We start from the raw sequence: 25,980 nt of genomic DNA, 5'->3' as shown, positions 1-25,980 counted from the left end.
GGCCCTGCCGGCGCAAACGCCGGCAGGGCGGCGGCGTGCGTGACCGGGCGCCTTCAGAACGGGTACCGGGCGATGTCCCCCTGCATGGTGACCCACTGCGTCTCGGTGAAGGCGTCGACGTTGGCCCCGGTCCCGCCGAACCGCGCCCCCGTCCCCGACGCGCCCACCCCGCCGAACGGGGCCACGGCCTCGTCGTCCACCGTCTGGTCGTTGATGTGCACGATGCCCGTCGGCACCAGGTCCGCCAGGGCCAGCCCCTTCATCACGTCCCGGGTGAGGATGCCCAGCGACAGGCCGTACGGCGAGTCGGCGGCCAGCGCCGCCGCCTCCTCCAGCGTGGAGAACGTCGTCACGGGCGCCACGGGCCCGAACACCTCCTCCGCGTACGCCGGCGCGCCGACCGGCACCTCCGCCAGCACCGTGGGCCGGTAGAACAGCCCCTCGTACGTCCCTCCGCACGCCAGCCGGGCCCCGGCCGACACGCTCTCGGTGACCAGCCGGTGCACCCGGTCCCGCTGCCCCGCGTCGATGAGCGGCCCGAGCGCGACCTCCCCGGTGGCCGGGTCGCCGACCGGCAGAGCGCTCGCCTTGGCGGCCAGGCGCGAGACGTACTCCTCGGCGACGGCCGTGTGCACGAGGTGCCGGCCCGAGGTCATGCAGATCTGCCCCTGGTGGAAGAACGACGCCCAGGCGCCCGCCGACGCGGCGGGGTCGAGGTCGGCGTCGTCGAAGACGACCAGGGCCGAGTTGCCGCCCAGCTCCAGGTGCACCCGCTTGAGCGAGCGCGCGGCCAGCTCGCCCACCTTGCGCCCGGCTGCCGTCGAGCCGGTGAAGGAGATCACGGGGATGTTCAGGTCGGCGACCAGGGCCTGGCCGGCTTCGGGGCCGCCGGGCAGCACGTGCAGCAGGCCGGCGGGCAGCCCGGCCTCCTCGAAGACGCGGGCGAGGGCGTACCCGCCGCAGACGGCGGTGCGCTGGTCCGGCTTGAGCACCACCGCGTTGCCCAGCGCCAGCGCCGGGGCGACGGACCTGGTGCCGAGGATGAGCGGGAAGTTGAACGGCGCGATCACGCCCACGACGCCGACCGGCACCCGCCGGGCGAAGCTGAGCCGCTTGCGCGCCGTCGGCAGCACCTCGCCGAGCGGCTGCGAGGCCAGCGCCGCCGCCTCGTAACACTCCTGCGCCGCCACGTGCGTCTCGAAGGCGGCCTTGCCCGGCACGCCGCCCGACTCCCGCACGATCCAGTCCTGGATCTCCTGCGCGTGCTCCTCGAACAGCCGCCCGGCCCGCCGCAGCAGCGCGGCCCGCTCCTCGTACGGGGTCGCGGCCCAGGCCGGCTGCTCCTGCCGGGCGCGTACGGCGGCGGCCGCCACGTCCGCGGCGCCGGCCGTGCCCGCGCGGCCGAGTTCGTCGCCGGTGGCGGGCTCGATGACGGGGACGTCGCCGGCCCGTGAGGCGGTCCAGCCGCCGTCGAAGAGCGATCCCGTCCAGATCTTGGGGTCCAGGAACGTCATGGTGCGCCTCCTTGCAGACTGGAACTCACGGATCCACGCTCACGACCACGTCGAGCAGCAGGGGAGTCTCGCGGGTGGCGAGCGTGGGCACGATCTCGTCGAGGGTCGCGGTCAGGTCGTCGTACGTCTCCACGCGCTGCGCCGGACAGCCCAGCGACCTGGCGAGGGCGCCCATGTCCACCTCGGCGAACTGCGGCCACGGGCCCTTCCCGCCGCCGTGCCTGTCGGCCAGCCGGTCGAGGACCGCGTACCGGCCGTTGGCGAGCACGACGAACAGCACGCCCACCCGGTAGTGCGCGGCGCTCCAGAGGCCCTGCACGCCGTACAGCGCCGACCCGTCGCCCACGACCGCGACGACGGGCCGGTCGGGCAGCGCCATCCGCAGGCCCACGGCGGCGGGCACGCCGAACCCGAGCCCGCCCATGGCCGCCGAGATGAAGCCGAACGAGGTCCTGGCGGGCACGATCTCGTGCAGGTCGGGGCGCGCGGAGGGGGCCTCCTCGATGAGCGCCACGTCGTGCGGGAGCCGCTCGGCCAGCGCCCGCAGCACGTCCGTGGGCCGCAGCGGCCCGCCCGCGTACGGCTCATGCCCGGACGCGCGTGACGATGCTCCGCCACGCTCATGACCGGACATGCGTGACCAGGCGCCGCCGTGTTCGGAAGCGGGCAGCAGCTCGGCCAGGCGGGCGCAGACGGCCTCCGGAGCGGCGAGGTACGTCAGGTCCGCCGGGCTGCGATGCGCCACCTCCGGATCGTCCGTCACCAGCGCGATCACCGTGCCGGGCGGCACCAGCGGCCCCGGCGCGTACGAGTACTGCCGGAACACCGGCGCCCCCACCACCAGCACCACGTCATGGGGCCGCAGCCGCTCCCGTAGCCGCACCCTGTCCTCGGGCAGCACCCCCGCGTACTGCGGATGGTCCTGCGGGAACCCGGCCCGCCCGCCGAACGACTCCTGGTACACCGGGCACCCCAGCCGCTCGGCCAGCGCCACGAGCGCGAACCACCCGGGGCCCACGCCCGCGCCCGCCACGATCGCCGGCTCGCGCGCCCCGGACACCAGCTCCACCAGCGGCGCCAGGTCGGCGTCGGCCACGGCGGCCGGCCGCAGCAGCCGCGCGGGCGCCGCCACGGTCTCGCCGTCGAAGGGCGCCGCCCAGTCGTCCATCGGCACCACGACCAGCGCGGGCCCCCTGGACGTGGTCGCCTCGTGGAAGGCCCTGACGACCGCGCCCGGCACGTCCTGCGCCCGCACCGGCTGGTCGACGCGTACCGGGTAGTCGCCGGCCAGCCCGGACAGCCGCCCGGCCAGGAACGGCTCCAGCGCGAGGTGCCGCCGGTCCTGCTGGCCGACGACGATCACCAGCGGCACCCGGTTCTCCCTGGCGGTGGCGATGGCGGAGACGGCGTTGCCCAGCCCGGCCGCGGTGTGCAGGAGCACCAGCGCGGGAGCCCCGCGCCCGATGGCCCAGCCGGTGGCCATGCCGACCACCGACCCCTCGTGCAGGGCCAGCACGAACCGCAGGTCGTCGGGCAGCCCGGCGAGCAGCGGCACCTCGGTCGAGCCGGGGTTGGCGAAGATCGTGGTCAGCTCGTGGCGCCGAAGGATGTCGAAGACGGCGTTCCTGACGGTCCTCACTGTGCCCCCTTGCTCGCTGGATCTGCCGGTGGACGTGCTGCCAGCGCAGCTCCCCGAGGCGGGGGCAGCGACCGCGTCGTGAGCCGGTCGCGCGGGCAGGTCGATCTCGAGGTCCTCACGGCCGCCGGGCCGCCCTGGACCGGGGTGACGGTCAGGCCGATTCGGAAGCCCTCGGCCTTGCCGAGGTGGATGGGCGCGCCGGCGTCGACCTCGGCCGGGTTCGGGTCCCGGGGTGGGCGTGGCAGGCTCGGCGCCGCCGCGTGCGGGCACGCCTGGAGCGGCGCGGATCCCGAGGGCGCGACGCACGGCCTGCTCCTAGTCGTTCGCTATGCGCACAGATATTCTCTGATCGAACAACCCCGTATCGCGGAAGCTACGCCTTTGCCGGCTCCTGTCAAGGGGATCACTATGGTGGATCATGTGCAGTCGCTGGCCCGCGGGCTCGCGGTGATCCGGGCGTTCAGCGCCGCCGCGCCCGAGCAGACGCTCAGCCAGGTGGCCCGCGCCACCGGGCTCAGCAGGGCGGCGGCCAGGCGGTTCCTCATCACGCTGACCGAGCTCGGGTACGTGCGCAACGACGGGCGGCTGTTCGCGCTCACGCCTCGGGTGCTGGAGCTGGGGTACGCCTACCTGTCCGGCCTGTCGCTGCCCGAGGTGGCCGATCCGCACCTCGAACGGCTGGCCGCGCAGGTGCGCGAGTCGGCCTCGGTGGCGGTGCTGGACGGGGAGGACGTGGTGTACGTGGCGCGGGTGGCCACGGCGCGGATCATGCGGGTGAGCATCAGCATCGGCACCCGGTTCCCGGCGTACTGCACGTCCATGGGGCGGGTGCTGCTGGCGGCGCTGCCGCCGGAGGCGCTGGAGGCCTACCTGGCGCGGGCCTGCCTGCGGCGGCTCACCTCCCGCACGATCGTGCTGCCCGCCGCGTTGCGCGCCGAGCTGGACGAGGTGCGGGCGCGCGGGTGGGCGATGGTGGACCAGGAGCTGGAGGAGGGGCTGCGCTCGATCGCCGCCCCGATCCGCGACCGCACGGGGCGGACGGTGGCGGCGGTCAACGTCTCGACGCACGCCACCCGTACGAGCCTGCAGGCCGCCGAGCGCGACCTGCTGCCCCCGCTGCTGGCCACGGCGGCCAGGATCGAGGCCGACCTGGCCTCCCTGTCATCGGCCCGCGCCTGACCGACCCCTCCCACCCCGAGGGGACCTGTGCCCCTGCCTGCGGGTCACCGGTTGCGATAGCGGTCCGTGGCCAGGCGGGTAGCCCGGATGGCCGCGTCCGCCGTGTCGTAGCGCCGCTGCGCCAGCCCCACGAAGATGCAGTCCACGATCAGCAACTGGCTGATCCGGCTGGCCAGCGCCCCCGGCCGGAAGGCGGTCTCGCGTCCCGCCGACACCAGCGTGTGATCCGCCAGCTCGGCCAGCGACGACCGCGGGTTGTTCGTGATCCCCACGACCAGCGCTCCCGCCTCCGCCGCCGTACGCGCCGGCACCAGCACGTCAGGCGTCTCCCCCGTGCAACTGATCGCCACCGCCACGTCCCCGGCCTTCAGCAGCGCCGCGCTGGTCAACGCCAGATGGGCATCGCTGAACGGATGGCTCGACAGCCCGATCCGCAGCAGCTTCTGCGACATGTCGGCCGCCACCAGCCCCGACGCCGCCACCCCGTACACGTCCACCCGCCGCGCCTCCGAGATCGCGGTCACGACCTCCCCGAGCTGGTCGGGATCGAGCTGCGCGGCCGTGTCGGCCAGCGCGTCGGCCTCGGCCCGCGCCACCTTGGCGATCACGTCCGTCAGCGGGTCGTCGGGCCCGAGGTCGCCGGGCACCAGCCGCTCGGGCTCCTTGGCCACGGCCGCCGCCAGCGCGAAGCGGAGCTGCGAGTAGCCGGTGAAGCCCAGCGCCCGCGCCGTACGCACGACGGTCGCCTCGCTCGTCCCCGACACCACGCTGAACTCGGTGATCGTGCTCCGGACGACCAGCCCGGGATCGTCCAGGATGAGCCGCGCGATGGACTGCGCCGCCGGGGTCAGCGAGGGCAGCACGGCGCGTACGGCGGCGACCGGGTTCGCGGGCTCGGCGCTCACGCGAGCAGCCATTCGGCCGCGGCCAGCGCGGACACGCGGGAGATGCCGTGGGTGGCGACGTGGGTGGCGCCCGGGGGCGGGGCGGGGACGCCGGTGTCCACGATGATCGCGTCGGGCCGGACCGCGAGGGCCTTGGCCACGGTGTCGCGTACCCAGGGGTGACGGGCGGCGTCGTGCACCACCAGCACGACGGGCCGGTCGTCGAAGGCGGGCAGCTCCCCTTCGGGGCCGAGCCGCACGCTGTCGATGTTCGGCAGCAGGGAGGCCAGCGCGGCCGTCACGCCTGTCCGCGTGGCGGGGTCCACGGCCTGGTTGAGCCGGGTGTTGATCTCGACGACCAGCGGCCCCCGGTCGAGCCCGGCGGTCCCCGACGTGGTGAGCGCCCTGCGGGCGGCCCGCAGGCCGACGCCCTCGTCGAGGTCGTCGTGCGCCTGCGCCCGTGCCAGGGCCTGATCGGCGTACCAGCCGGACAGCGCGCGCACCCGGCCGGCCGCCTCCGCCAGCCGCTCCTCGGGCAGCCGGCCGTCGCGGACGGCGGCCACGATCGCGTCGCGCAACTCCCGCAGCCCGTCCTCGGTGGTCAGCCCGGCGCAGATGGCGTCCACGCCGGCGGCGAGCGCGCGCACCGCGATCTCGCCGGGGCTGAACATGGCGGCCACCGCCCGCATCTCGATCGCGTCGGTGACGAGCATCCCGTCGAACCCGAGCTCGCCCCTGAGGAGTTCGGTCAGGACGGTACGGCTGAGCGTCGCAGGCATCGACGGGTCGAGCGCGGGCACCAGCAGGTGGCCGGACATGATCGAGCGCACCCCGGCGCCGATCGCCGCCCGGAACGGCGGCAGGTCGCGCTCGGCCAGCACCTCCCGCGAGGCGTGCACGGTGGGCAGCGCGAGGTGGGAGTCGGTGACCGTGTCGCCGTGGCCGGGGAAGTGCTTGGCGCACGCCGCCACGCCCGCGCCCTGCACGCCGCGCACGTAGGCGACGGTGTGGCGGGCGACGAGCTCCGGTTCGGGGCCGAACGAGCGCACGCCGATGACCGGGTTGGCGGGGTTGGCGTTCACGTCGGCGGAGGGCGCGTAGTCGAGGGTGATGTCGAGATCTGCGAGCATCCTGCCGATCTGGCGGCCCACCTGCTCGGTGAGCGCCACGTCGTCCACCACGCCCAGCGCCCGGTTGCCGGGGAAGGAGCTGCCGGCCATGACCTCCAGCCGGGTGACCGTGCCGCCCTCCTCGTCGATGGCGATCACGGTGCCGGGGTGCTCCGCGCGCAGTTGCCGGACGAGCCGCGCGTTGACGGCGTTGCGGGCGAACAGCACCACGCCGCCGAGACCCTCTCCCAGCGCGCGGCGCAACCAGTCGGGGGCGGAGGTCCCCTCGAACCCCGGATGCAGCACCGTCATCGCCAGTCTGTACAGGTCACCGCTCATCGGCATTTTCCTTCACAGTTGTTGATCTGAAGGTAATTTTCTGTCATCGTCGGCCTCGACACAACCACTTCCGAGAGGCCACCCCCCATGCCCAGCAGAAGGACTTTCCTGAAGGGTCTCGCCCTCGCCGCTGCCGCTTCCGCCGTCCCGCTGCCGGCGTTCGCTCAATCCGGATATGTCCCGCCGTTGCGTCAGATGCGGGGTATGTGGATCGCGTCCGTGGTCAACATCAACTGGCCGTCCAAGCCCGGGCTGAGCGCCGAGGAGCAGAAGGCCGAGTACCTCGCCTGGCTGGACGTGGCCGTCCAGAGGAAGCTCAACTCGGTGTTCGTGCAGATCAGGCCGACGGCCGACGCGTTCTGGCCGTCACCGTACGAGCCGTGGTCGCAGTACCTGACCGGCACCCAGGGGCAGGACCCCGGCTACGACCCGCTCGGGTTCGCCGTGGAGGAGACCCACAAGCGCGGCCTGGCCTTCCACGCCTGGTTCAACCCGTACCGCGTCTCGATGCAGGCCGACCCGGCCAAGCTGCACCCCGACCACCCCGGACGGCAGCACCCCGACTGGATCGTGCCGTTCGGCGGCAAGCTCTACTACAACCCGGGCATGCCGGAGGTCCGCACGTTCTGCCAGGACGCGATGATGGACGCGGTCACCCGCTACGACATCGACGGCCTGCACTTCGACGACTACTTCTACCCGACCAACACCACGGCCTTCGACGACGCCGAGGAGTTCGCCAAGTACGGGGCCGGCTTCCCCGACCTGGCCGCCTGGCGGCGCAACAACGTGGACCTCATGGTGCAGGAGATGCAGCAGCGCGTGCTGGCGGCCAAGCCCGGCATCGCCTGGGGCATCAGCCCGTCCGGCATCTGGCGCAACAAGGCCACCGACCCGCTCGGCTCCGAGACCAACGGCGGCCAGTCGTACGACAACCTGCACGCCGACACCCGCGGCTGGGTCAAGAAGGGCTGGCTCGACTACATCGCGCCGCAGCTCTACTGGTACATCGGGCAGCCTCCTGCCGACTACTCCAAGCTCGTGCCGTGGTGGTCGGACGTGGCGAGCGGCACGAACACGCTGCTGTGGATCGGGCAGGCCGCGTACAAGGCGGGCGACCCCGCGCAGGCGCCCGAGTGGCAGGTGCCGGGCGAGCTGTCCAGGCATCTGACGCTCAACCGCGAGCACCCCGAGATCGGCGGCGACATCTGGTACAACGCCAACGACGTCAAGGTGGACCGGATCGGCTCCATCTCCACCGCGGTCAACGACCACTACCAGCGGCCCGCGCTCGCGCCCGTGCTGCCCAGGCTGGCGGGCGGCGAGCCGCCGCGGCGGCCGGTGGTGGCGTACGCCAAGCGCCGCTCCGGCGGGGTCGAGGTGCGGGCCGTGGCCACCGGCAGGGACGAGCCGTTCCTGTTCGCCATCTTCCGCTTCGACCGGCACGCGGGCTCAGGTGACTTCGCCGACGCGCGCAACCTCGTCGCGATCGTGCCCGGCGACCGGCAGGTCCGCTGGACCGACCCCGACGGCGAGCGCGGCGACCACTACTACGCGGTGGCGGTGGACCGGGCCAACCGGACGAGCAGGCCGAGCAACGGGTTCCGGGCGATCTGAGGGGTGCTGCCCGGATGATCTGAGATGGTCTGAGGGCGTGCTGCGCCCGCGCGCGTCGCCGGCCGCTTTCCTGACCGGCGACGAGCCCGGCACACGCCCTTTCGGACGCATCACCGCTGCTCGAATCCGTGCCACGATCGGCATGGTGGGGCTTGGGGTCCGACGCTGCCGGAACCCCTCGCCGTAGCCCCGGTCGCGATCTCAGAAGCCCTGTTAAGACGCCCTGCGCCCAGCCGCCGAAGGCTGCTCGGCCGCCGAGGCCCCAGACGCGCGCTGTGGCGGGACCACGGGGGTCGGGCGCACGAGTCCGAGCGCGACGACCTCGTTGGCCAGCCGGGTGCGCCGGTTGGTGCCTTCGGGGATCCTGAACTTCTGGTAGAGCCGCAGCAGGTGCTGCTTGACCGCGGCCTCGGTCACGACCAGGTCGTCGGCGATCTCGCGTGCGGTCGCCGGAGCGACGAACGCCTCGTCCGACAGCGCCGGCCTGCAGAGCGAGGTCAGCACGTCGACCTCGCGCCTGGTCAGCTCGGGCGCGGCCGCCCTGCGCAGTTCGACCTCGGGGGTGAAGTCCTCTCGGGGGACTCCACCGATCCGGCCCCGCGCCGCGCCGAAGGAAACGACGTCGCCGTCGTCAAGGACCCTCCGGGCGATCGGCCTGCCGTTCACCCGCGTGCCGTTCCTGGACAGCCCCAGGTCCACGACGTACAGGTAGGGTCCTCGTCTGACGAACTCGGCATGGAGTCGAGACACGCTGGGGTCGGTGAGCCGGATGTCAACACCCCGGCCCCTTCCGACCGTCGTGATCTCGGGGCGCAACGGGACCACCTCGCCAGTGTCCTCGATGCGTATGAACGGCCCCTCCACGGCAGTTCCTCCCCAGGTAGCCCGCCGTAACTATTACTACAGCTCCGGCTTACCCAACCGAGGGGATGCGGAATCTCCTTTGCCGAAAGGAGAATCCGACGTGAAATTGGTCTGGACCTTTGCGGTCGGTTTTGCCTGCTCACGGGTAGACTTCGGACGAAGATAAGCGGAGGAATCACTCATGGCGGACAAGCCCACGAAAGGTCTGGCCGATGTCGTCGCGGCGTCCACAGCGCTGAGTGACATCGACGGAAAGGCCGGTCGCCTCTTCTACCGTGGATACGACATCCACGACCTGGCCGGCCGCGCGACGTTCGAGGAGACCGCACACCTGCTCCAGCGTGGCAAGCTGCCCACCCGCTCCGAGCTCGACGCGTACGGCGCCGAGCTGGCGCGCGGCCGGGAGCTGGGCGCCCTGGTGTCCGCGAACATCGCCGAGATCGCCGAGAAACAGAAACCCATGGAGGCGCTGCGCTCGCTGGTCTCGCTGTCGGGCGCCGACGACCCCGACAAGGACTCCATCGCGCCCGACGCCAACCTGCGCAAGGCGGCCCGGCTGGTCGCCCAGCAGCCGCTGCTCGTCGCCCGCTACCACGCCGCCCGCACCGGCTCCGAGGCCCCCGAGCCGGACCCGTCGCTGAGCATCGCCGCGAACTTCCTGCTCCAGGTCACCGGCCGCACGCCCGGCCCGCGCGAGGTCGAGATCTTCGACGAGTGCCTGGTCCTGCACGCCGACCACACCATGAACGCCTCCACCTTCGCCGCCCGCGTCTGCGCCGCGACCCTGTCGGACATGCACTCCGCCGTCGTCGCCGCCATCGGCACCCTCAAGGGCCCGCTGCACGGCGGGGCGAACGAGCAGGTCATGAAGACCCTGGAGTCGCTGTCGCCGGGAGGCGTGGCCCAGGCCGTCCGCGACAAGCTCGCCGCCGGCGAGAAGATCATGGGCTTCGGTCACCGCGTCTACAAGACGGAGGACCCCCGCGCCACGCACCTGCGCAGGATGTCGGCCGAGCTGGGCGAGTCCAGCGGCGACGACACCTACTACCGGATGTCCAAGGAGATGGAGGAAGTCGTCTTCGAGACCAAGGGTCTCTACCCCAACGTCGACTTCTACGCCGCCTCGGTCTACCACTACCTGGGCATCCCGACCGACCTGTTCACGCCGGTCTTCTCCATCAGCCGCATGTCCGGCTGGACCGCTCACGTGATCGAGCAGCACGCCGACAACCGGCTGATCCGCCCCGACAGTGAGTACATCGGTGAGACCGACCAGAAGTGGAAGCCGATAGAAGAGCGTTGAGCCACCACCAAGGGACCGAAAAAGGCGAGAGCTGGGGGCCGTACCCGCTGATCCTGGCGGGTGCGGCCGTCGGCGTGCTCGTGGTCTTCATCGTGAACCCGCGCTGGGGCGGGTTCGTGCTGGGCGCCGCCATCATGATCGCCGCCGCGCTGCGCTTCGCCGGGTACGGCGGCCAGCTTGCGCTGAGAAGCAGGAAGATCGACGTCATCACGCTGTCCGTGTTCGGATTCGTGCTGGTCCTGACCTCGCTCCTGCTTTACAACAACGAGCTGAAGGCGCTCATCCTGTCCCTTTTCGCACCGTGACCTGGCGGTCCGATAGCCTCAACGCATCCATTCATTGAAGGGGAACCATTCGCATGCCCAAGATCAAGGTGGAGGGCCCCGTCGTCGAACTTGACGGCGACGAGATGACCCGGATCATCTGGCAGTTCATCAAGGACCAGCTGATCCTTCCCTACCTCGACGTCGACCTGAAGTACTACGACCTCGGCATCGAGCACCGGGACGCCACGGACGACCAGGTCACCATCGACGCCGCGAACGCCATCAAGAAGTACGGCGTCGGTGTGAAGTGCGCCACCATCACCCCGGACGAGGCGCGCGTCGAGGAGTTCGGACTCAAGAAGATGTGGAAGTCCCCCAACGGGACCATCCGCAACATCCTCGGCGGCGTCATCTTCCGCGAGCCGATCATCATGTCGAACGTGCCGCGGCTCGTCCCCGGCTGGACCAAGCCGATCGTCGTCGGCCGTCACGCCTTCGGCGACCAGTACCGCGCGACCGACCTGAAGATCCCCGGCGAGGGCACGCTGACCCTGACGTACACGCCGAAGGACGGCTCCGAGCCGATCGAGCTCGACGTGTACGACTTCCCCGGCAGCGGCATCGCGATGGCGATGTACAACCTGGACGAGTCGATCCGCGACTTCGCCCGCGCGTCGATGCGTTACGGCCTCAACCGCGGCTACCCGGTCTACCTCTCCACGAAGAACACGATCCTCAAGGCCTACGACGGCCGCTTCAAGGACATCTTCGCCGAGGTCTTCGAGACCGAGTTCAAGGACGAGTTCGACAAGGCCGGCCTGACCTACGAGCACCGCCTCATCGACGACATGGTCGCCGCGGCGCTGAAGTGGGAGGGCGGCTACGTCTGGGCCGCGAAGAACTACGACGGCGACGTCCAGTCCGACACGGTCGCCCAGGGCTTCGGCTCGCTCGGCCTGATGACCTCGGTCCTGATGACCCCCGACGGCCAGACCGTCGAGGCCGAGGCCGCGCACGGCACCGTGACCCGCCACTACCGCCAGCACCAGCAGGGCAACCCCACCTCCACCAACCCGATCGCCTCGATCTTCGCGTGGACGCGTGGGCTGGCCCACCGCGGCAAGCTCGACAACACCCCCGCGGTGACCGACTTCGCCAACACGCTGGAGCAGGTCTGCGTCGAGACGGTCGAGGGCGGTCAGATGACCAAGGACCTCGCGCTCCTCGTCGGCGGCGACGCCAAGTGGCTGACCACCCAGGACTTCCTGGCGGCTCTCGACGAGAACCTCAAGAAGAAGATGTCGGCTTAACTGCCACCCGACACGGCCTCTACCAGCGGTTACGCCGCGTGGTAGAGGTCGTTCGGCTGTCTGCCGCCGTCTCGCGCCCGGTCGGCTTTTTGGGGGTTTCCCACAAAACGAGCCGCGTAGCGTGCGCTGTCTACGACATGGGCGCCGCCGGTCGGTAGACGGGAGAGTTGATACTGCACGGGGCTGTCGTGCCGCAGGGCGCACATCGTTGGTCTACAGGAGGGCTCGTCGGGTGTTCAGTCGTGTCGCCATCGTCAATCGTGGAGAGGCCGCCATGCGGCTCATCCACGCCGTACGGGACCTCGCCGCGGAGACCGGGACACGGATGGAGACCGTCGCCCTGTACACCGACGTCGACCGTACGGCCACCTTCGTCCGCGAGGCGGACCTGTCCTACGACCTCGGTCCCGCCTCGGCGCGCCCCTACCTCGACCTGAAGGTACTGGAGCGCGCGCTGGTGGAGACGGGGGCCGACGCCGCGTGGGTCGGGTGGGGCTTCGTCGCCGAGGACCCCGCGTTCGCGGAGCTGTGCGACAGGATCGGGGTCACCTTCGTCGGGCCGAGCCCGGAGGCCATGCGCAAGCTCGGTGACAAAATCGGCGCCAAGCTGATCGCCGAGGAGGTCGGCGTGCCGGTCGCGCCGTGGAGCCGCGGCGCCGTCGAGAGCCTCGACGCCGCCCGGACGGCCGCGGCCGGGATCGGCTACCCGCTGATGCTGAAGGCCACCGCTGGCGGCGGCGGGCGCGGCATCCGCGTGATCACCAACGAGGCCGAGCTGGACGACGCCTACGAGCGCACCAGCCAGGAGGCCGCGCGGGCGTTCGGCAGCGGCGTCGTGTTCCTGGAGCGGCTGGTCACCGGCGCCCGGCACGTCGAGGTGCAGGTGATCGCCGACGGCCAGGGCACGGCGTGGGCGCTCGGCGTCCGCGACTGCTCGGTGCAGCGGCGCAACCAGAAGGTCATCGAGGAGTCGGCCTCGCCGGTGCTCGGCCCCGAGCAGGTGGCCGAGCTCAAGGCGTCGGCCGAGCGGCTGGCCGTCGCGGTCGGCTACCGCGGCGCGGCCACCGTCGAGTTCCTCTACCACCCCGGCGAGCGGCTGTTCGCGTTCCTGGAGGTCAACACCCGCCTGCAGGTCGAGCACCCGATCACGGAGATCACCACCGGGTTCGACCTGGTCAAGGCGCAGCTTCACGTGGCGTCGGGCGGCCGGCTCGAAGGGGAGCCGCCGGTGGAGCGCGGCCACGCCATCGAGGCCCGGCTGAACGCCGAGGACCCCGACCGCGACTTCGCGCCGTCGCCCGGCCGCATCGCCCGGCTGGACCTGCCCGCCGGGCCGGGAATCCGGGTCGACACCGGTGTCAGCGAGGGCGACACCATCCCCGCCGACTTCGACTCCATGATCGCCAAGATCATCGCCTACGGCCGCGACCGCGAGGAGGCGCTCGGCAGGCTGCGCCGGGCGATGGCCCGCACCTCGGTGATCATCGAGGGCGGCGCGACGAACAAGAGCTTCGTGCTCGACCTGCTCGACCAGCCCGAGGTGATCGACGCCAGCGCCGACACCGGCTGGATCGACCGCGTCCGCGGCGAGGGCAGGCTCGTCTCGCACCGCCACTCCGGCGTCGCGCTGGCCGCCGCCGCCATCGAGGCGTACGAGGAGGAGGAGCGCGCCGAGCGGCAGCGGCTGCTCGCGACCGCGTTCGGCGGGCGCCCGCAGGTGCAGCACAAGAGCAGCCGGCCGCTGGACCTCAAGCTGCGCGGCGCCGGCTACCGCGTGCGCGTCGCGCGGGTCGGCGCGCACCGCTTCCGCGTCGCCGTCGAGGCGGCCGGCGAGGTCCGCACCGCCGACGTCGAGCTCGACCGCTTCGACCGCTACACCGGGCAGATCGTCGTCGACGGCAGCCGTTACCGCCTGCTCATCGGCACGCACGGGGCCACCCACCTGATCGAGGTGGACGGCGTGGCGCACCGCGTCAGCCGCGACGAGGGCGGCGTCGTCCGCTCGCCCGCGCCCGCCCTGGTCGTCGCCACGCCACTGGCGGTCGGCGCCGAGGTCGAGGCGGGCGCGCCGGTTCTGGTGCTGGAGTCCATGAAGATGGAGACGGTGCTGCGGGCGCCGTTCAAGGCGCGGCTGAAGGAGATCTCCGTCTCCGTGGGCAGCCAGGTGGAGACGGGCGCGCCGCTGCTGCGGCTGGAGCCGCTGGCCGACGACCCCGCCGCCTCTCTCGACGAGGCGGTCGGCTCCGTCGAGCTGGACCTGCCCCCGGCGCCCGGCGAGATCCCGGCGCGGGAGCGCGCCAGGCGCGGCCAGGAGGGCCTGCGCGGCCTGCTGCTGGGCTACGACCTCGACCCCCACGACGAGCGCCGGGTGCTCGACGACTACCTCGCCGCACGCCGTACGGTCATCGAGGACGGCCACCGGCCGCTGGCCGAGGAGCTGGAGCTCTTCGAGGTGTTCGCCGACCTGGCCGAGCTGAGCCGCAACCGGCCCGCCGGCGAGGACGGCGACGAGCACGTGCACAGCCCGCGCGAGTACTTCCACACCTACCTGCAGAGCCTCGACGTCGAGCGGGCCGGGCTGCCGGGCACCTTCCAGACCAAGCTCGCCAAGGCGCTGCGGCACTACGGCGTCACCGAGCTGGAGCGGACGGGCGAGCTCGAGGGCGCGGTGTTCCGCATCTTCCTGGCCCAGCAGCGCGCGTCCGCCGACGTCGCGGTCCTGGCGACCCTCCTGCGCTCCTGGCTGCGCGAGCCGCCGCCGGACGAGGCGCTGCGCGAGCCCGCCGGTCTCGTGCTGGAGCGGCTGCTGGCCGCGACGCAGGTCCGCTTCCCGGTGATCTCCGACCTCGCACGTGGCGTCGTGTTCGCCTGGTTCGCGCAGCCGCTGCTGCGCCGCAACCGCGCCCGCGTCTACGCCGGCGTGCGCAAGCACCTGCGCCACCTCGACGCGCACCCCGGCTCGCCCGACCGCGCCGAGCGCATCGCCGAGATGGTCCGCAGCACCGAGCCGCTGGTGCGCCTGCTCGGCCAGCGCCTGGTCCGCGAGAACCTGGACAACGCGGTCATGCTGGAGGTGCTGACCCGGCGGTACTACGGCAACAAGCCGCTCATCGCCGTCCGCACCAGCGAGGTGGCGGGCTGCACGTTCGTGATCGCCGAACGCGCGGGCTCGTGCGTGGTCTCCGCCGCGGTGAGCTTCGAGGCGCTGGGCAGCGCCCTGCGCGGCCTGGCCGAGCTGGCCGGCGGTGGCCAGGACGTCGTGGACGCCGACATCTACCTCGTCTGGGAGGGCCAGCCCGAGGACTCCGACGCGGCGGCGGCCGCGCTGCACGAGGTCGTCGCCGCGCACCCGCTGCCCGAGCAGGTCCGCAGGATCACCGCCACCGTCGCCGGGCGCGGCGGGGCGGTCATGCACCACCACTTCACCTTCCGCCCGTCGGCCGAGGGGATGGCGGAGGAGCGGCTGATCCGCGGCCTGCACCCGTACATCGCCGAGCGCATGCAGCTCGAACGGCTGAACAAGTTCGACCTCACCCGGCTCCCGTCGTCGGACGAGGAGGTCTACCTCTTCCAGTGCGTGGCGCGGGAGAACCCGTCCGACGACCGTCTCATCGCCTTCGCGCAGGTACGCGACCTGACCGAGCTGCGCGAGCACGACGGCAGGCTCGTCGCGCTGCCGACGGCCGAGGACATCATCGCCGCCTGCGTCGACTCGATCCGCCGCGCCCAGGCCCGGCGGCCGTCGAAGAAGCGGCTCAACACCAACCGGATCGTGGTCTACGTCTGGCCGCCCAGCAACCTCACCCGCGCCGAGATCGAGATGCTCGCCCGGCGCGTGCTGCCGACGACCGCGGGGGCCGGGCTGGAGGAGACGCTGTTCATCGCGCGGCAGCGCGACCCTGAGACCGGCGCGCTGACCAAGGTCGCCGTGCGCATCTCCCTCGACGCCACCGGCGCCCCCAAGCTGACCATTAGCCAGCCGTCGGACGCGCCGATCGAGCCGCTGGACGACTACCGGCAGAAGGTGCTGCGCGCGAGCAGCCGCAACACCGTCTACCCGTACGAGCTGACCGGCATGCTCGGCGACTTCGTCGAGCACGACCTCGACGACGACCACCGGCTCGTGCCGGTCGACCGGCCGAAGGGCCGCAACACCGCGGCGATCGTCGCGGGCGTCGTCACCACGCGGACCAGGCGGCACCCCGAGGGCATCACCAGGGTCGTGCTGCTCGGCGACCCGACGAAGTCGCTCGGCGCGCTGTCGGAGCCCGAGTGCCGCCGCGTGATCGCCGCGCTGGACCTGGCCGAGCGGATGCGGGTGCCGCTGGAGTGGTACGCGCTGTCGGCAGGCGCCCGGATCTCCATGGAGTCGGGCACCGAGAACATGGACTGGGTGGCCGCGGCGCTCAAGCGCATCGTGGAGTTCACCCAGGACGGCGGCGAGATCAACATCGTGGTCGCGGGCATCAACGTCGGCGCGCAGCCGTACTGGAACGCCGAGGCGACGATGCTCATGCACACCAAGGGCATCCTGGTGATGACGCCGGACTCGGCGATGGTGCTCACCGGCAAGCAGTCGCTCGACTTCTCCGGCGGCGTCTCGGCGGAGGACAACTTCGGCATCGGCGGCTACGACCGGGTGATGGGCCCGAACGGGCAGGCCCAGTACTGGGCGCCGAACCTGTCCGCCGCGCGCGACGTGCTGATGTCGCACTACGACCACACCTACGTCGCCCCCGGCGAGCAGGGGCCGCGGCGGGCGCGGACCACCGACCCCGTCGATCGTGACATCTCCGACTTCCCGCACGTCGTGGAGGGCAGCGACTTCACCACGGTCGGCGAGATCTTCTCCAGCACGACCAACCCCGACCGCAAGAAGCCGTTCGACATCCGCACCGTGATGCGGGCGCTGTCCGACCAGGACCACCCGGTGCTGGAGCGCTGGGCGGGCATGGCCGACGCGGAGACCGCGGTGGTGCAGGACGTGCATCTCGGCGGCATGCCGGTGTGCCTGCTCGGCATCGAGTCGCGGTCGGTGCCGCGGCGCGGCTTCCCGCCCACCGACGGGCCCGACACCTACACCGCCGGCACGCTGTTCCCGCGCTCGTCGAAGAAGGCCGCGCGGGCGATCAACGCGGCCAGCGGCAACCGGCCGCTGGTGGTGCTGGCGAACCTGTCCGGCTTCGACGGCTCGCCGGAGTCGATGCGGAAGCTGCAGCTCGAGTACGGCGCCGAGATCGGCCGCGCGATCGTGAACTTCCGCGGGCCCATCGTGTTCTGCGTGATCTCGCGGTACCACGGTGGCGCGTTCGTGGTGTTCTCCAAGGCGCTGAACCCGAACATGACCGTGCTGGCGCTGGAGGGCTCGTTCGCCTCGGTGCTCGGTGGCGCTCCGGCCGCCGCGGTCGTCTTCTCCGGCGAGGTCAACGCCAGGACGGCGGCCGATCCGCGCGTACAGGACCTGGAGGCGCGCGTCGCCGCGGCAGCCGGGGCCGATCGTGCCGCGCTGACCGCCGAGCTGGACGAGTTGCGCGCGTCGGTGCGGGCGGAGAAGCTCGGCGAGGTGGCCGCGGAGTTCGACCGGGTGCACAACATCCGGCGCGCGGTCGAGGTCGGCTCCGTGGACGCCGTCATCCGCGCCGCGGAGCTGCGCCCCCGGGTGATCGAGGCCATCGAGGCCCGCCTGCCGTAGGGCCCGCGCTGAGCAGGGGCCGCCTTCCTCCGGGGGCGGCCCTTTCCCATGTCTTGACGCTCACGGCGGCGTGGCGCTGTTGATCACGTGGGTATGAGGCAGCTCAGAACAGTCGTACGCGTTTCGGGGGGTTCGGATGCGACTGAGAATTCTGAGTGGGCTGGGGGCGCTCACCGCCGCCGCGCTCCTGTCCGGCTGCGACTCTCAGCCGGACACCACCAAGCTGGCCGACACCAAGGTCGACGCCGCCGCGAAGCTGAAGGCGAGCAAGGCGGCCAAGGTCAAGAACGCGGCCAACGTCAAGGCGAACGAGCTCGGGCAGATCCCGGTGCTGATGTTCCACCGGATCGTGCCGAAGCCGCAGACGACGGACGACAGGTCGCCGCAGCAGTTCAGGGCCGACCTGGAGCGGCTGGTGAAGGAGGACTACGTGCCGATCACGGCCGCCGAGATGGTGGCCGGCAAGATCGACATTCCGGCCGGCAAGCACCCCGTGGTGCTGACGTTCGACGACTCCTCGCCCTCGCAGCTCACGCTGAACCAGATGGGCGAGCCGCAGAAGGACACCGCGGTCGCGATACTCAAGGAGGTCGCCGCCGCGCACCCGGGCTGGAAGCCCAAGGCCACGTTCTACGTGACGCGCGACATGTTCGGCAAGACCGCGCGCGAGGAGCAGGCGCAGATGCTCCTCTGGCTCAAGGACAACGGCTTCGAGATCGGCAACCACACCAGCGACCACCTCAACCTGCGCGGCCGCTCGCGCAAGGAGGTCGAGGACCAGATCGGCAAGATCGCCGCGCAGATCAACTCCTTGTCCTACGTCAAGCCCACCACGATCGCCCTGCCGTACGGCAACCAGCCGAACAAGAAGGACTGGGCGATGCGCGGCAAGCTCTACAACCACCAGGGCGCCTTCCTGGCCGGGTACACGCCCGCGCCGGCGCCCTTCAGCAAGTCGTACGACCCGGCCGGGATCCCGCGGATCAAGGCCATGGAGAAGAAGGGCGACTGCGCGCAGTTCTGCTCGCACGCCTGGCTCGACTGGCTCAAGAAGAACCCGGACATGCGCTACACCTCGGACGGGGACGTGAGCACGGTGGCCTATCCCAAGTACAAGGCGCCGTACCTGCGCAAGTCCTTCGCCAGCTGGAGCCTGCCCTACTGATCGAGGACCCTGAAGGTGATCCCCGCGCGGTGCAGGCGGTCGATGAGGGGCTGCCCCATGGCCGAGGCGGTGGTGAGCTGGCCCGCGCGGTCGGGGACGTCGTCGAAGGCCAGGCAGAGGGCCGACTCGGCGAGCATCTTGGCGGTCTCGTCGTAGCCGGGGTCGCCGCCCGCGACCTCCGTGACCACGCGCTCGCCCCCGCCCTCGCCCAGGAACGTGACCTTGAACCAGCTCCTGGCCCGCCGCGCGGGTGACGGTCCCTCACCGGGACGCACCCGGCCCTGCATCCAGCGGCGCGCCGGCGGGATCTGGGCCAGCGCCACGAACGCGCCCACGCCCGCCACCGTGGCCAGCGCCTGGGGCAGGGTGCGGACCGCGTAGTGCTGGCGGTAGGTGAAGTCGGGGCCGTAGCGGTCGAGCAGGCGGGCGGAGTAGCCGACGACGTGCGAGTCGATGCTGGGCATGGGCAGGGCCCAGCCGCCCACGTAACGCAGCCCGCCCGGCAGCGAGCTGACCGTGCGGCCCTTGGGCCGGGGCTCGGCGGAGCGGCGCTGCGTGCCCTGCTGGAGGGCCTGGCGGCCGCGGCCCATGACGGTCAGCGCGCTGGCCGCCGTGCCGCCCGACGGGCGGCCGCTGGCCCGCAGGAAGCCGCTGATCCTGAGCGGTTCGCCCTCGGGGAGCCGGGTGACCGTGTGCAGGACGCCGAGGTCGTACGGGATCGAGTCGAAGCCGCAGGCGTGCACCAGCTTGGCGCCGCTCCTGGCCGCCCGCTCGTGGTAGTGCACGTACACGCGGTCCATGAACTCCTGCTCGCCCGTGAGGTCGAGGTAGTGGGTGCCGGCGTCGGCGCAGGCGGCGACGAGGGGCTCGCCGCGCAGGACGTACGGGCCGACCGTGGTGGCCAGGACCCGGGTCTGGCGGACGAGCGCCGCGAGCGAGGCCGCGTCGGTGGCGTCGGCGGTCAGGACCGGCACGTCGAGCCCGAGGCGTTCCAGCTTGGCCCGGTCGCGTCCGGCCAGCGCCCAGCGAGTGCCGGGGCCGGCGGCCCTGGCGAGGTAGGCGGCCGTCAGCGCGCCGGTGAACCCGCTCGCGCCGAACAGCACGATGTCATAGGGGCGATCCATGATCCTGAGGCTTCCCCGAACGGGGGTGCGGACACAAGATGCGCAATGCCTGATTCACGAAAGACACGAAGCCGTGACGTAGCCAGACCTTAACCGATCCCTGAGAAGTTGCTGAGCGTCGTAAAGTTTGCGTCGATGGGGTTCAGCACACGTGGGGATGACGAATGCCGCAAATCTCGCCGCTGGTCGCCGGCGATCCCACCGAGCTTGGATCCTTCCGGCTGTCCGGGCGGATCGGCGAAGGTGGCCAGGGCATCGTCTACCTGGGCGTCAACGACAAGGACGAGCGTGCCGCGATCAAGCTGCTGCACGTCAAGTTCAGCGGCGACACCATCGCCAGGTCGCGCTTCGCCAGGGAGCTGAAGGCGGCGCAGCGGGTCGCGTCGTTCTGCACCGCCCGGGTGATCGAGGCCGATCTCGACGGCGACACGCCGTACATCGCCAGCGAGTACATCGACGGCCGGCCGCTGCGCGAGGTCGTCGAGACCGACGGGCCGCTGACCGGCACGGTGCTCGACCGGCTGGCCATCGGCACCGCCACCGCGCTCACCGCGATCCACCACGCCTCGATCGTGCACCGCGACTTCAAGCCCGACAACGTGCTGATCGCCGCCGACGGGCCGCGCGTGGTCGATTTCGGCATCGCCCGGATCATCGACTCCACCGGCACGATCACCAGCCGCGCCATCGGCACCCCCGCCTACATGGCGCCCGAGCAGATCGCCGGTGACGACATCGGGCCCTTCACGGACGTCTTCTCGTGGGGGGCGACGATCGCCTTCGCGGCGACGGGGACGGTGGCCTTCGAGGGCAAGTCCATCGCGACGGTGCTCAACCGCATCCTCAACCACGAGGTCGACGTCGGCATGCTGCACGAGCCGCTGCGCGGTGTCGTGCGCGAGGCGCTGGCCAAGTCGCCGGCCGAGCGGCCCTCGGCCGACCAGATCCTGCTGCGGCTGCTGGGGCAGTCGTCCGCGGCGGGGGCGTCCACGGCGGTGCTCAGCAGGGGCGTTCAGGTGGCCAGCGAGGACACCACGCCGTTCATCAGGGTGTCGGCCCGGTCGATCACCGAGCAGCCGGGGCGCAAGGGCTCCGTGGTGCCGTCGTCCGGGACCGGCGCCTCCCCGGCGCCGTCCCCGCAGACCGGCGCCTCACCGGTACCGTCCCCGCAGACCGGTGCCTCTTCCGCACCGCCCGCCCGGACGGGCGCCTCGGCGGCGCCGTCGGGCCAGAGCGCCGCCGCCTCCGGGGCGGCCCCCCCGCAGGACGCGCAGCACACCGCCGGGCAGCACACCACAGGCCGGCAGACAACTGGGCAGCACGACGCAGGCCGGCGTGCCATGACAGCGCCGTCGGGAAGTCACGCAGCCACGGTGCCGCCGGAAGGGGGCGGGGCGCCGTACCCGATGCCCGAGCCGGCCACGCCGGCGCGGCGCAGGCGGGCGAAGGTGTGGCTGGCGCTGGCCACCGCGATCGTGCTGATCGCCGCCGCGGCGATCGCGCTGGTGCTGAACGGCGGCCTGGCCAACCTGACGTTCCTGCGGGGCTCGGGCCCTGCCGAGGAGACGTCCGGGCCCGAGCCCGGGGCCACGTTCTCCACGGTGGCCGACAAGGTGGCGCAGACCGGGAAGATCGTGATCGGCGTCAAGGGCGACCTGCCGGGCGTCGCGCTGCAGAACGGCGACGGCTTCGAGGGCTTCGACATCGAGATCGCCAAGCGGATCGCGGCGGAGCTGGGGGCCAGGGAGACCACGTTCGTCCAGGTGGGCAGGTTCGACCGCGCGGGCGCCCTGGCCGAGGGCCGGGTGGACCTCGTCGTGGCCACCTACTCGATCGACCAGAGCGACACGCAGTTCGCCGGGCCGTACTACCTGGCCCACCAGGACCTCCTGGTGCGCGCGGGCGACGGCATCGAGGACGTCGGCGACCTGAAGGGCAAGCGGATCTGCGCGCCCAACAGCCCGTCGGTCGGCGCCGTGCAGGACCGGGTGAAGGTCGTGCCGGTCACGGCCAGCGACTACGCCGCCTGCATGGACATGCTCAGGAGCGGAAAGGTGGCCGCGGTGCCCGGCGACGACCTGATCCTGGCCGGCTTCGCGGCCAGGGAGAACATGCGCTACAAGATCCTCGGCGCCAAGCTCACCAACGAGCGTTACGGCGTCGGCATCAAGAGCGGCGACGTGCGGACCTGCCGGGCGGTGGAGGCGGTGATCGCCGACTTCTACGCCAAGGGCTACATCCAGCAGCTCCTGACCAGGTACTTCGAGAAGGTGGACTTCGACGCGGAGCTGAAGGTGCCCGCGATGGAAACCTGCTGATGACGAGCGGGTAACATCCCAGGCGTCAACGATTCTTGCTGGGAGTTAGGGGAAGGCCATGGCGTCGTCAGCCACTGTGCCCGTCAAGGTGACCGTCACCGGAGCCGCCGGCCAGATCGGCTACGCACTGCTGTTCCGCATCGCGTCGGGGCAGCTGCTCGGCGCCGACGTTCCGGTCAAGCTCAGCCTGCTGGAGATCCCGCAGGCGGTGAAGGCGGCCGAGGGTACGGCGATGGAGCTGGACGACTGCGCGTTCCCGCTGCTGTCCGGCATCGAGATCACCGACAACCCTGACGTCGCCTTCGACGGCGCCAACGTGGCGCTGCTGGTCGGCGCCATGCCGCGCAAGGCCGGCATGGAGCGCGGCGACCTGCTCGGCGCCAACGGCGGCATCTTCGGCCCGCAGGGCAAGGCCATCAACGACCACGCCGCCGACGACATCAAGGTCCTGGTCGTGGGCAACCCGGCCAACACCAACGCGCTCATCGCCCAGCGCAACGCGCCCGACGTGCCGGCCGACCGCTTCACCGCGATGACCAGGCTCGACCACAACCGCGCCCTGTCCCAGCTCGCGGCCAAGCTCCAGGTCCCGGTCGCCGAGATCAAGAAGATGACGATCTGGGGCAACCACTCCGCCACGCAGTACCCCGACCTGTTCCACGCCGAGGTGGGCGGCAAGGTCGCGGCCGAGCAGGTCGACACCGAGTGGCTGCGCGACACGTTCATCCCGACGGTGGCCAAGCGCGGCGCCGCCATCATCGACGCCCGCGGCGCCTCGTCGGCGGCCTCGGCCGCCAACGCCGCGATCGACCACGTCTACGACTGGGTCAACGGCACCGACTGGACCTCGGCGGCCGTGGTCTCCGACGGCTCCTACGGCGTGCCCGAGGGTCTCATCTCGTCGTTCCCGGTGCGGGCGGCGGGCGGCAAGTTCGAGATCATCCAGGGCCTCGAGATCGACGCCTTCTCCCGCGAGCGCATCGACGCCAGCGTGCGCGAGCTGGAGGAGGAGCGCCAGGCCGTCCAGGAGCTGGGCCTCATCTGAGCCTCTTCGCCGGACGCGCGCCCTCCGGGCCGGGGGCGCGCGTTTCGCGTTCCCGGGGGTCTACGGGGGTACCACTTCCGGGCAGGGCGTCGACTGGGTGGCCGGAGCGGGCTGCGGGGTGGCGAAGATCACGCCCGCTGCCGCCAGCGCGCTGCACACCACGATGAGGGCACCGAAGATCAGCTTCGTGACCCTTGGTGAAAAGCTCCTCACATTTCGGTATCACAGCACACATTGCCGCTCCGTAGGGTCATTTCCCGGAAAGCGCTCCCCAGGCGTCGGAAACGATGTCGCGCAGCGCCGCCCGCTCGGGCTTCCAGCCCAGCTCACGCTGGATCCTGGCGGACGAGGCGACCAGCACGGCCGGGTCGCCGGGCCGCCGGTCCCCGACGACGGCGGGGATCTCGTGCCCGGTGACCTCGCGGCAGACCGAGATCACCTCCTGCACGGTGAAGCCGGTGCCGCTGCCCAGGTTGTAGACGCGGTGCTCGCCGGGCGTGGTGGCGTCCAGCGCCAGCAGGTGGGCCCTGGCCAGGTCGGCGACGTGGATGTAGTCGCGCACGCAGGTGCCGTCGGCCGTGGGGTAGTCGGTGCCGAACACGCTGACCGACTCGCGCTCGCCGGTCGCCACCTTCAGCACGTTCGGGATGAGGTGGGTCTCGATCGTGTGCCGCTCGCGGAAGCGCCCGTAGGCGCCGGCCACGTTGAAGTAGCGCAGGCTCACCGCGCCCAGCCCGCGCTGCCGCGCGTACGCGCTCAGCGTGGTGTCCACCGCCAGCTTCGAGGCGCCGTACGGGTTGGTCGGCCGGGTCGGGTCGCCCTCCTCGATCGGCGAGCGCTCCGGCTCCCCGTACGTGGCCGCCGTCGAGGAGAACACGATCCGTCCCACCCCCTTGTCACGCATGGCGTCCAGCAGCCCCAGCGTGCCGCCCAGGTTGTTGGCCCAGTACAGGCCCGGCTGCTGCACCGACTCGCCCACCAGCGACTTGGCCGCGAAGTGCAGCACCGCGTCGACGCCGTCGAGCGCCTGCCCGGCCTCGGTGATGTCCGCCCGGACGAAACGCGCACCCTCCGGCACCGCGTCCTCATGCCCGGTCGACAGGTCGTCGAGTACGGTCACCTCGTGCCCCGCCTCGATGAGCTGCGCCGCGACCACGCTTCCGACGTACCCGGCGCCTCCGGTGACCAGTAGCCTCATGTGTACTCCTGTTCGTATATGTTTGATTTTGTCAGGCTTGCCGTTCAGCATACGCGGGAAAGCCGACGAGTACGCTGCCAACCACCATGTTTGACACCGTCGCGGCCAACATCGCCCTGGTCCTGCTGTTCATCCTGATCGGGGGCTTCTTCGCCGCCGCAGAAATCGCCATGGTCTCCCTGCGCGACAGCCAGGTCCGCAAACTCTCGCAACGGGGACGCCGCGGTGAGCGCGTGGCCAAGCTGGCCCGCGACCCCAACAGATTCCTGTCCGCCGTCCAGATCGGCGTGACGGTGGCCACCATGCTGTCGGCCGCGTTCGGCGCCGACCGGCTCGCGGCGCAGCTCGTGCCCGCGCTGGAGCGCTGGGGGGTGCCGGTGGCCGTGGCGCCCGTGCTGGCGCTGGTGCTGGTCACGCTGGCCATCTCGTACGTCTCGCTGGTGCTCGGCGAGCTGGCGCCCAAGCGGCTGGCGCTGCAGCGGGCCGAGGGGTTGTCGCTGTACGTGGCGCCGTTCCTGGACCGGCTCGCCTCCCTGTCGCGCCCGATCATCTGGATGTTGTCCAAGTCCACCGACGGCGTGGTGCGGCTGCTCGGCGGCAACCCGAAGGCCGACAGGGAGGAGGTCACCACCGAGGAGCTGCGCGACATGGTGGTGGGGCACACCGACCTGACCGCCGACGAGCGCAAGCTCATCGGCGAGGTGTTCGCCGCGGGCAAGCGGCAGCTCAGGGAGGTGATGCTGCCGCGCACCGAGGTCGAGTTCATGGAGGCCGACACGCCGCTGACCCAGGCCGCCCGGCTGGCCGCCACGCTCCCGCACTCGCGCTTCCCCGTCTACCGCGACACCTACGACGAGGTCATCGGGTTCGTGCACGTCCGCGACCTGCTGGACCCCGAGCTGACCGGCCGCACCGAGCCGATCAGCGCCGTCGTGCCGATCAGGGCCGCCAAGTTCGTGCCCGCCTCCAAGCGCCTGCTCACCACGCTGAACGAGATGCGCGACGAGGGCCAGCACCTGGCCATCGTGGTGGACGAGTACGGCGGCACGGCCGGCATCGTCACGATGGAGGACCTGGTCGAGGAGCTGATCGGGGACATCAGGGACGAGTACGACGTCGAGGAGGACGTCGTGATCCTGCCCGCCGGCGAGATCGAGATCGACGGCCTGACGAACCTCAACGACTTCGCCACCGAGACCGGCATCCGCCTGCCCGACGGCCCGTACGAGACGCTGGCGGGCTTCGTGATGGCGATGCTGGGGCACGTGCCGGCCGCGGGGGAGCGGGTGGAGTTCTCCGGCTTCGAGCTGGCCGTCACCGAGCTGGACGGCCGGCGGATCGCCCGCGTGAGGGTGAAACGCCGACCAGCCGTCGAGTCGCCGCCGGAGCAGGATTCCTGACACAATTGCCTGCT

The 25,980-nt window shown here is 71.6% G+C and carries 17 protein-coding genes; 10 read left to right on the top strand and 7 right to left on the bottom strand.

Annotation, left to right across the window (positions count from 1 at the left end):
• Positions 1–53: 53 nt before the first annotated feature.
• Positions 54–1,514: a benzaldehyde dehydrogenase gene (locus ACBJ32_RS22960; protein WP_375128415.1), complete on the bottom strand. Its 1,461-nt coding sequence runs from the start codon at positions 1,512–1,514 to the stop codon at positions 54–56.
• A gap of 25 nt (positions 1,515–1,539) precedes the next feature.
• Positions 1,540–3,153 carry a thiamine pyrophosphate-dependent enzyme gene (locus ACBJ32_RS22955; RefSeq protein ID WP_375128414.1) on the bottom strand — a complete coding sequence of 538 codons (1,614 nt, stop codon included), beginning with the start codon at positions 3,151–3,153 and terminating at the stop codon, positions 1,540–1,542.
• Positions 3,154–3,561: 408 nt separating this feature from the next.
• On the opposite strand from ACBJ32_RS22955, the gene ACBJ32_RS22950 reads away from it, so the two are divergent.
• Positions 3,562–4,332, top strand: a complete 771-nt coding sequence (locus ACBJ32_RS22950; RefSeq protein ID WP_375128413.1) for an IclR family transcriptional regulator C-terminal domain-containing protein — start codon at positions 3,562–3,564, stop codon at positions 4,330–4,332.
• Between the two features lie 44 nt (positions 4,333–4,376).
• On the opposite strand, the gene ACBJ32_RS22945 is transcribed toward ACBJ32_RS22950, so the two are convergent.
• Positions 4,377–5,237 (bottom strand): MurR/RpiR family transcriptional regulator, encoded by an 861-nt coding sequence (locus tag ACBJ32_RS22945; protein WP_357886864.1) that lies wholly within the window; start codon positions 5,235–5,237, stop codon positions 4,377–4,379.
• Complete coding sequence (locus ACBJ32_RS22940; RefSeq protein ID WP_375128412.1) at positions 5,234–6,664, bottom strand: glycoside hydrolase family 3 protein; 1,431 nt, start codon at positions 6,662–6,664, stop codon at positions 5,234–5,236. The genes ACBJ32_RS22945 and ACBJ32_RS22940 overlap by 4 nt, the downstream gene beginning before the upstream one ends.
• An 87-nt stretch (positions 6,665–6,751) precedes the next feature.
• Here ACBJ32_RS22940 and ACBJ32_RS22935 point away from each other — a divergent pair, with 87 nt between their 5' ends.
• Complete coding sequence (locus ACBJ32_RS22935) at positions 6,752–8,281, top strand: glycoside hydrolase family 10 protein (protein WP_375128411.1); 1,530 nt, start codon at positions 6,752–6,754, stop codon at positions 8,279–8,281.
• A 213-nt stretch (positions 8,282–8,494) separates the two neighbouring features.
• On the opposite strand, the gene ACBJ32_RS22930 is transcribed toward ACBJ32_RS22935, so the two are convergent.
• A complete protein-coding gene (locus tag ACBJ32_RS22930; RefSeq protein WP_253752417.1) occupies positions 8,495–9,145 on the bottom strand; it encodes an FHA domain-containing protein in 651 nt (216 codons plus the stop codon).
• 181 nt (positions 9,146–9,326) lie between these two features.
• On the opposite strand from ACBJ32_RS22930, the gene ACBJ32_RS22925 reads away from it, so the two are divergent.
• The 5 genes from ACBJ32_RS22925 to ACBJ32_RS22905 all read left to right on the top strand — a co-directional run bounded on the left by ACBJ32_RS22925 (position 9,327) and on the right by ACBJ32_RS22905 (position 18,881).
• Positions 9,327–10,448, top strand: coding sequence for a citrate/2-methylcitrate synthase (locus tag ACBJ32_RS22925; RefSeq protein ID WP_357886854.1), 1,122 nt, complete (start codon positions 9,327–9,329; stop codon positions 10,446–10,448).
• Entirely contained in the window at positions 10,445–10,753 is a 309-nt protein-coding gene (locus ACBJ32_RS22920) for a DUF3017 domain-containing protein (protein ID WP_375128410.1), read from the top strand. The genes ACBJ32_RS22925 and ACBJ32_RS22920 overlap by 4 nt, the downstream gene beginning before the upstream one ends.
• A 53-nt stretch (positions 10,754–10,806) precedes the next feature.
• Positions 10,807–12,024: an NADP-dependent isocitrate dehydrogenase gene (locus ACBJ32_RS22915; RefSeq protein WP_357886848.1), complete on the top strand. Its 1,218-nt coding sequence runs from the start codon at positions 10,807–10,809 to the stop codon at positions 12,022–12,024.
• Between the two features lie 232 nt (positions 12,025–12,256).
• Positions 12,257–17,716, top strand: coding sequence for a carboxyl transferase domain-containing protein (locus ACBJ32_RS22910; protein WP_375128409.1), 5,460 nt, complete (start codon positions 12,257–12,259; stop codon positions 17,714–17,716).
• Between the two features lie 136 nt (positions 17,717–17,852).
• Entirely contained in the window at positions 17,853–18,881 is a 1,029-nt protein-coding gene (locus tag ACBJ32_RS22905; RefSeq protein ID WP_375128408.1) for a polysaccharide deacetylase family protein, read from the top strand.
• On the opposite strand, the gene ACBJ32_RS22900 is transcribed toward ACBJ32_RS22905, so the two are convergent.
• Complete coding sequence (locus ACBJ32_RS22900) at positions 18,875–20,005, bottom strand: saccharopine dehydrogenase NADP-binding domain-containing protein (protein ID WP_357886840.1); 1,131 nt, start codon at positions 20,003–20,005, stop codon at positions 18,875–18,877. The genes ACBJ32_RS22905 and ACBJ32_RS22900 overlap by 7 nt on opposite strands.
• Positions 20,006–20,169: 164 nt before the next feature.
• Between ACBJ32_RS22900 and ACBJ32_RS22895 the strand changes: the two genes are divergently transcribed.
• Positions 20,170–22,323, top strand: a complete 2,154-nt coding sequence (locus ACBJ32_RS22895) for a protein kinase (protein WP_375128407.1) — start codon at positions 20,170–20,172, stop codon at positions 22,321–22,323.
• 58 nt (positions 22,324–22,381) lie between these two features.
• Complete coding sequence (locus ACBJ32_RS22890) at positions 22,382–23,368, top strand: malate dehydrogenase (RefSeq protein WP_357886834.1); 987 nt, start codon at positions 22,382–22,384, stop codon at positions 23,366–23,368.
• Positions 23,369–23,618: 250 nt separating this feature from the next.
• Here ACBJ32_RS22890 and galE read toward each other — a convergent pair whose 3' ends face one another.
• Entirely contained in the window at positions 23,619–24,566 is a 948-nt protein-coding gene (gene galE / locus ACBJ32_RS22885) for a UDP-glucose 4-epimerase GalE (protein ID WP_375128406.1), read from the bottom strand.
• Positions 24,567–24,652: 86 nt separating this feature from the next.
• Here galE and ACBJ32_RS22880 point away from each other — a divergent pair, with 86 nt between their 5' ends.
• On the top strand, positions 24,653–25,966 hold the full coding sequence (locus ACBJ32_RS22880) for a hemolysin family protein (RefSeq protein ID WP_375128405.1): 1,314 nt from the start codon (positions 24,653–24,655) through the stop codon (positions 25,964–25,966).
• Positions 25,967–25,980: the final 14 nt, after the last annotated feature.

Source organism: Nonomuraea sp. GTA35 (genome assembly GCF_041950525.1).
Taxonomy (GTDB): domain Bacteria; phylum Actinomycetota; class Actinomycetes; order Streptosporangiales; family Streptosporangiaceae; genus Nonomuraea.
This window is presented reverse-complemented; position numbering and strand designations above follow the sequence as displayed.

Coding starts and splice junctions, on each gene's coding strand:
- ACBJ32_RS22960 (WP_375128415.1), bottom strand. CDS start 1,514: ATGACGTTCCTGGACCCCAAGATCTGGACGGGATCGCTCTTCGACGGC.
- ACBJ32_RS22950 (WP_375128413.1), top strand. CDS start 3,562: ATGGTGGATCATGTGCAGTCGCTGGCCCGCGGGCTCGCGGTGATCCGG.
- ACBJ32_RS22915 (WP_357886848.1), top strand. CDS start 10,807: ATGCCCAAGATCAAGGTGGAGGGCCCCGTCGTCGAACTTGACGGCGAC.
- ACBJ32_RS22890 (WP_357886834.1), top strand. CDS start 22,382: ATGGCGTCGTCAGCCACTGTGCCCGTCAAGGTGACCGTCACCGGAGCC.
- ACBJ32_RS22940 (WP_375128412.1), bottom strand. CDS start 6,664: ATGAGCGGTGACCTGTACAGACTGGCGATGACGGTGCTGCATCCGGGG.
- ACBJ32_RS22935 (WP_375128411.1), top strand. CDS start 6,752: ATGCCCAGCAGAAGGACTTTCCTGAAGGGTCTCGCCCTCGCCGCTGCC.
- ACBJ32_RS22900 (WP_357886840.1), bottom strand. CDS start 20,005: ATGGATCGCCCCTATGACATCGTGCTGTTCGGCGCGAGCGGGTTCACC.
- galE (WP_375128406.1), bottom strand. CDS start 24,566: ATGAGGCTACTGGTCACCGGAGGCGCCGGGTACGTCGGAAGCGTGGTC.
- ACBJ32_RS22905 (WP_375128408.1), top strand. CDS start 17,853: ATGCGACTGAGAATTCTGAGTGGGCTGGGGGCGCTCACCGCCGCCGCG.
- ACBJ32_RS22925 (WP_357886854.1), top strand. CDS start 9,327: ATGGCGGACAAGCCCACGAAAGGTCTGGCCGATGTCGTCGCGGCGTCC.
- ACBJ32_RS22880 (WP_375128405.1), top strand. CDS start 24,653: ATGTTTGACACCGTCGCGGCCAACATCGCCCTGGTCCTGCTGTTCATC.
- ACBJ32_RS22895 (WP_375128407.1), top strand. CDS start 20,170: ATGCCGCAAATCTCGCCGCTGGTCGCCGGCGATCCCACCGAGCTTGGA.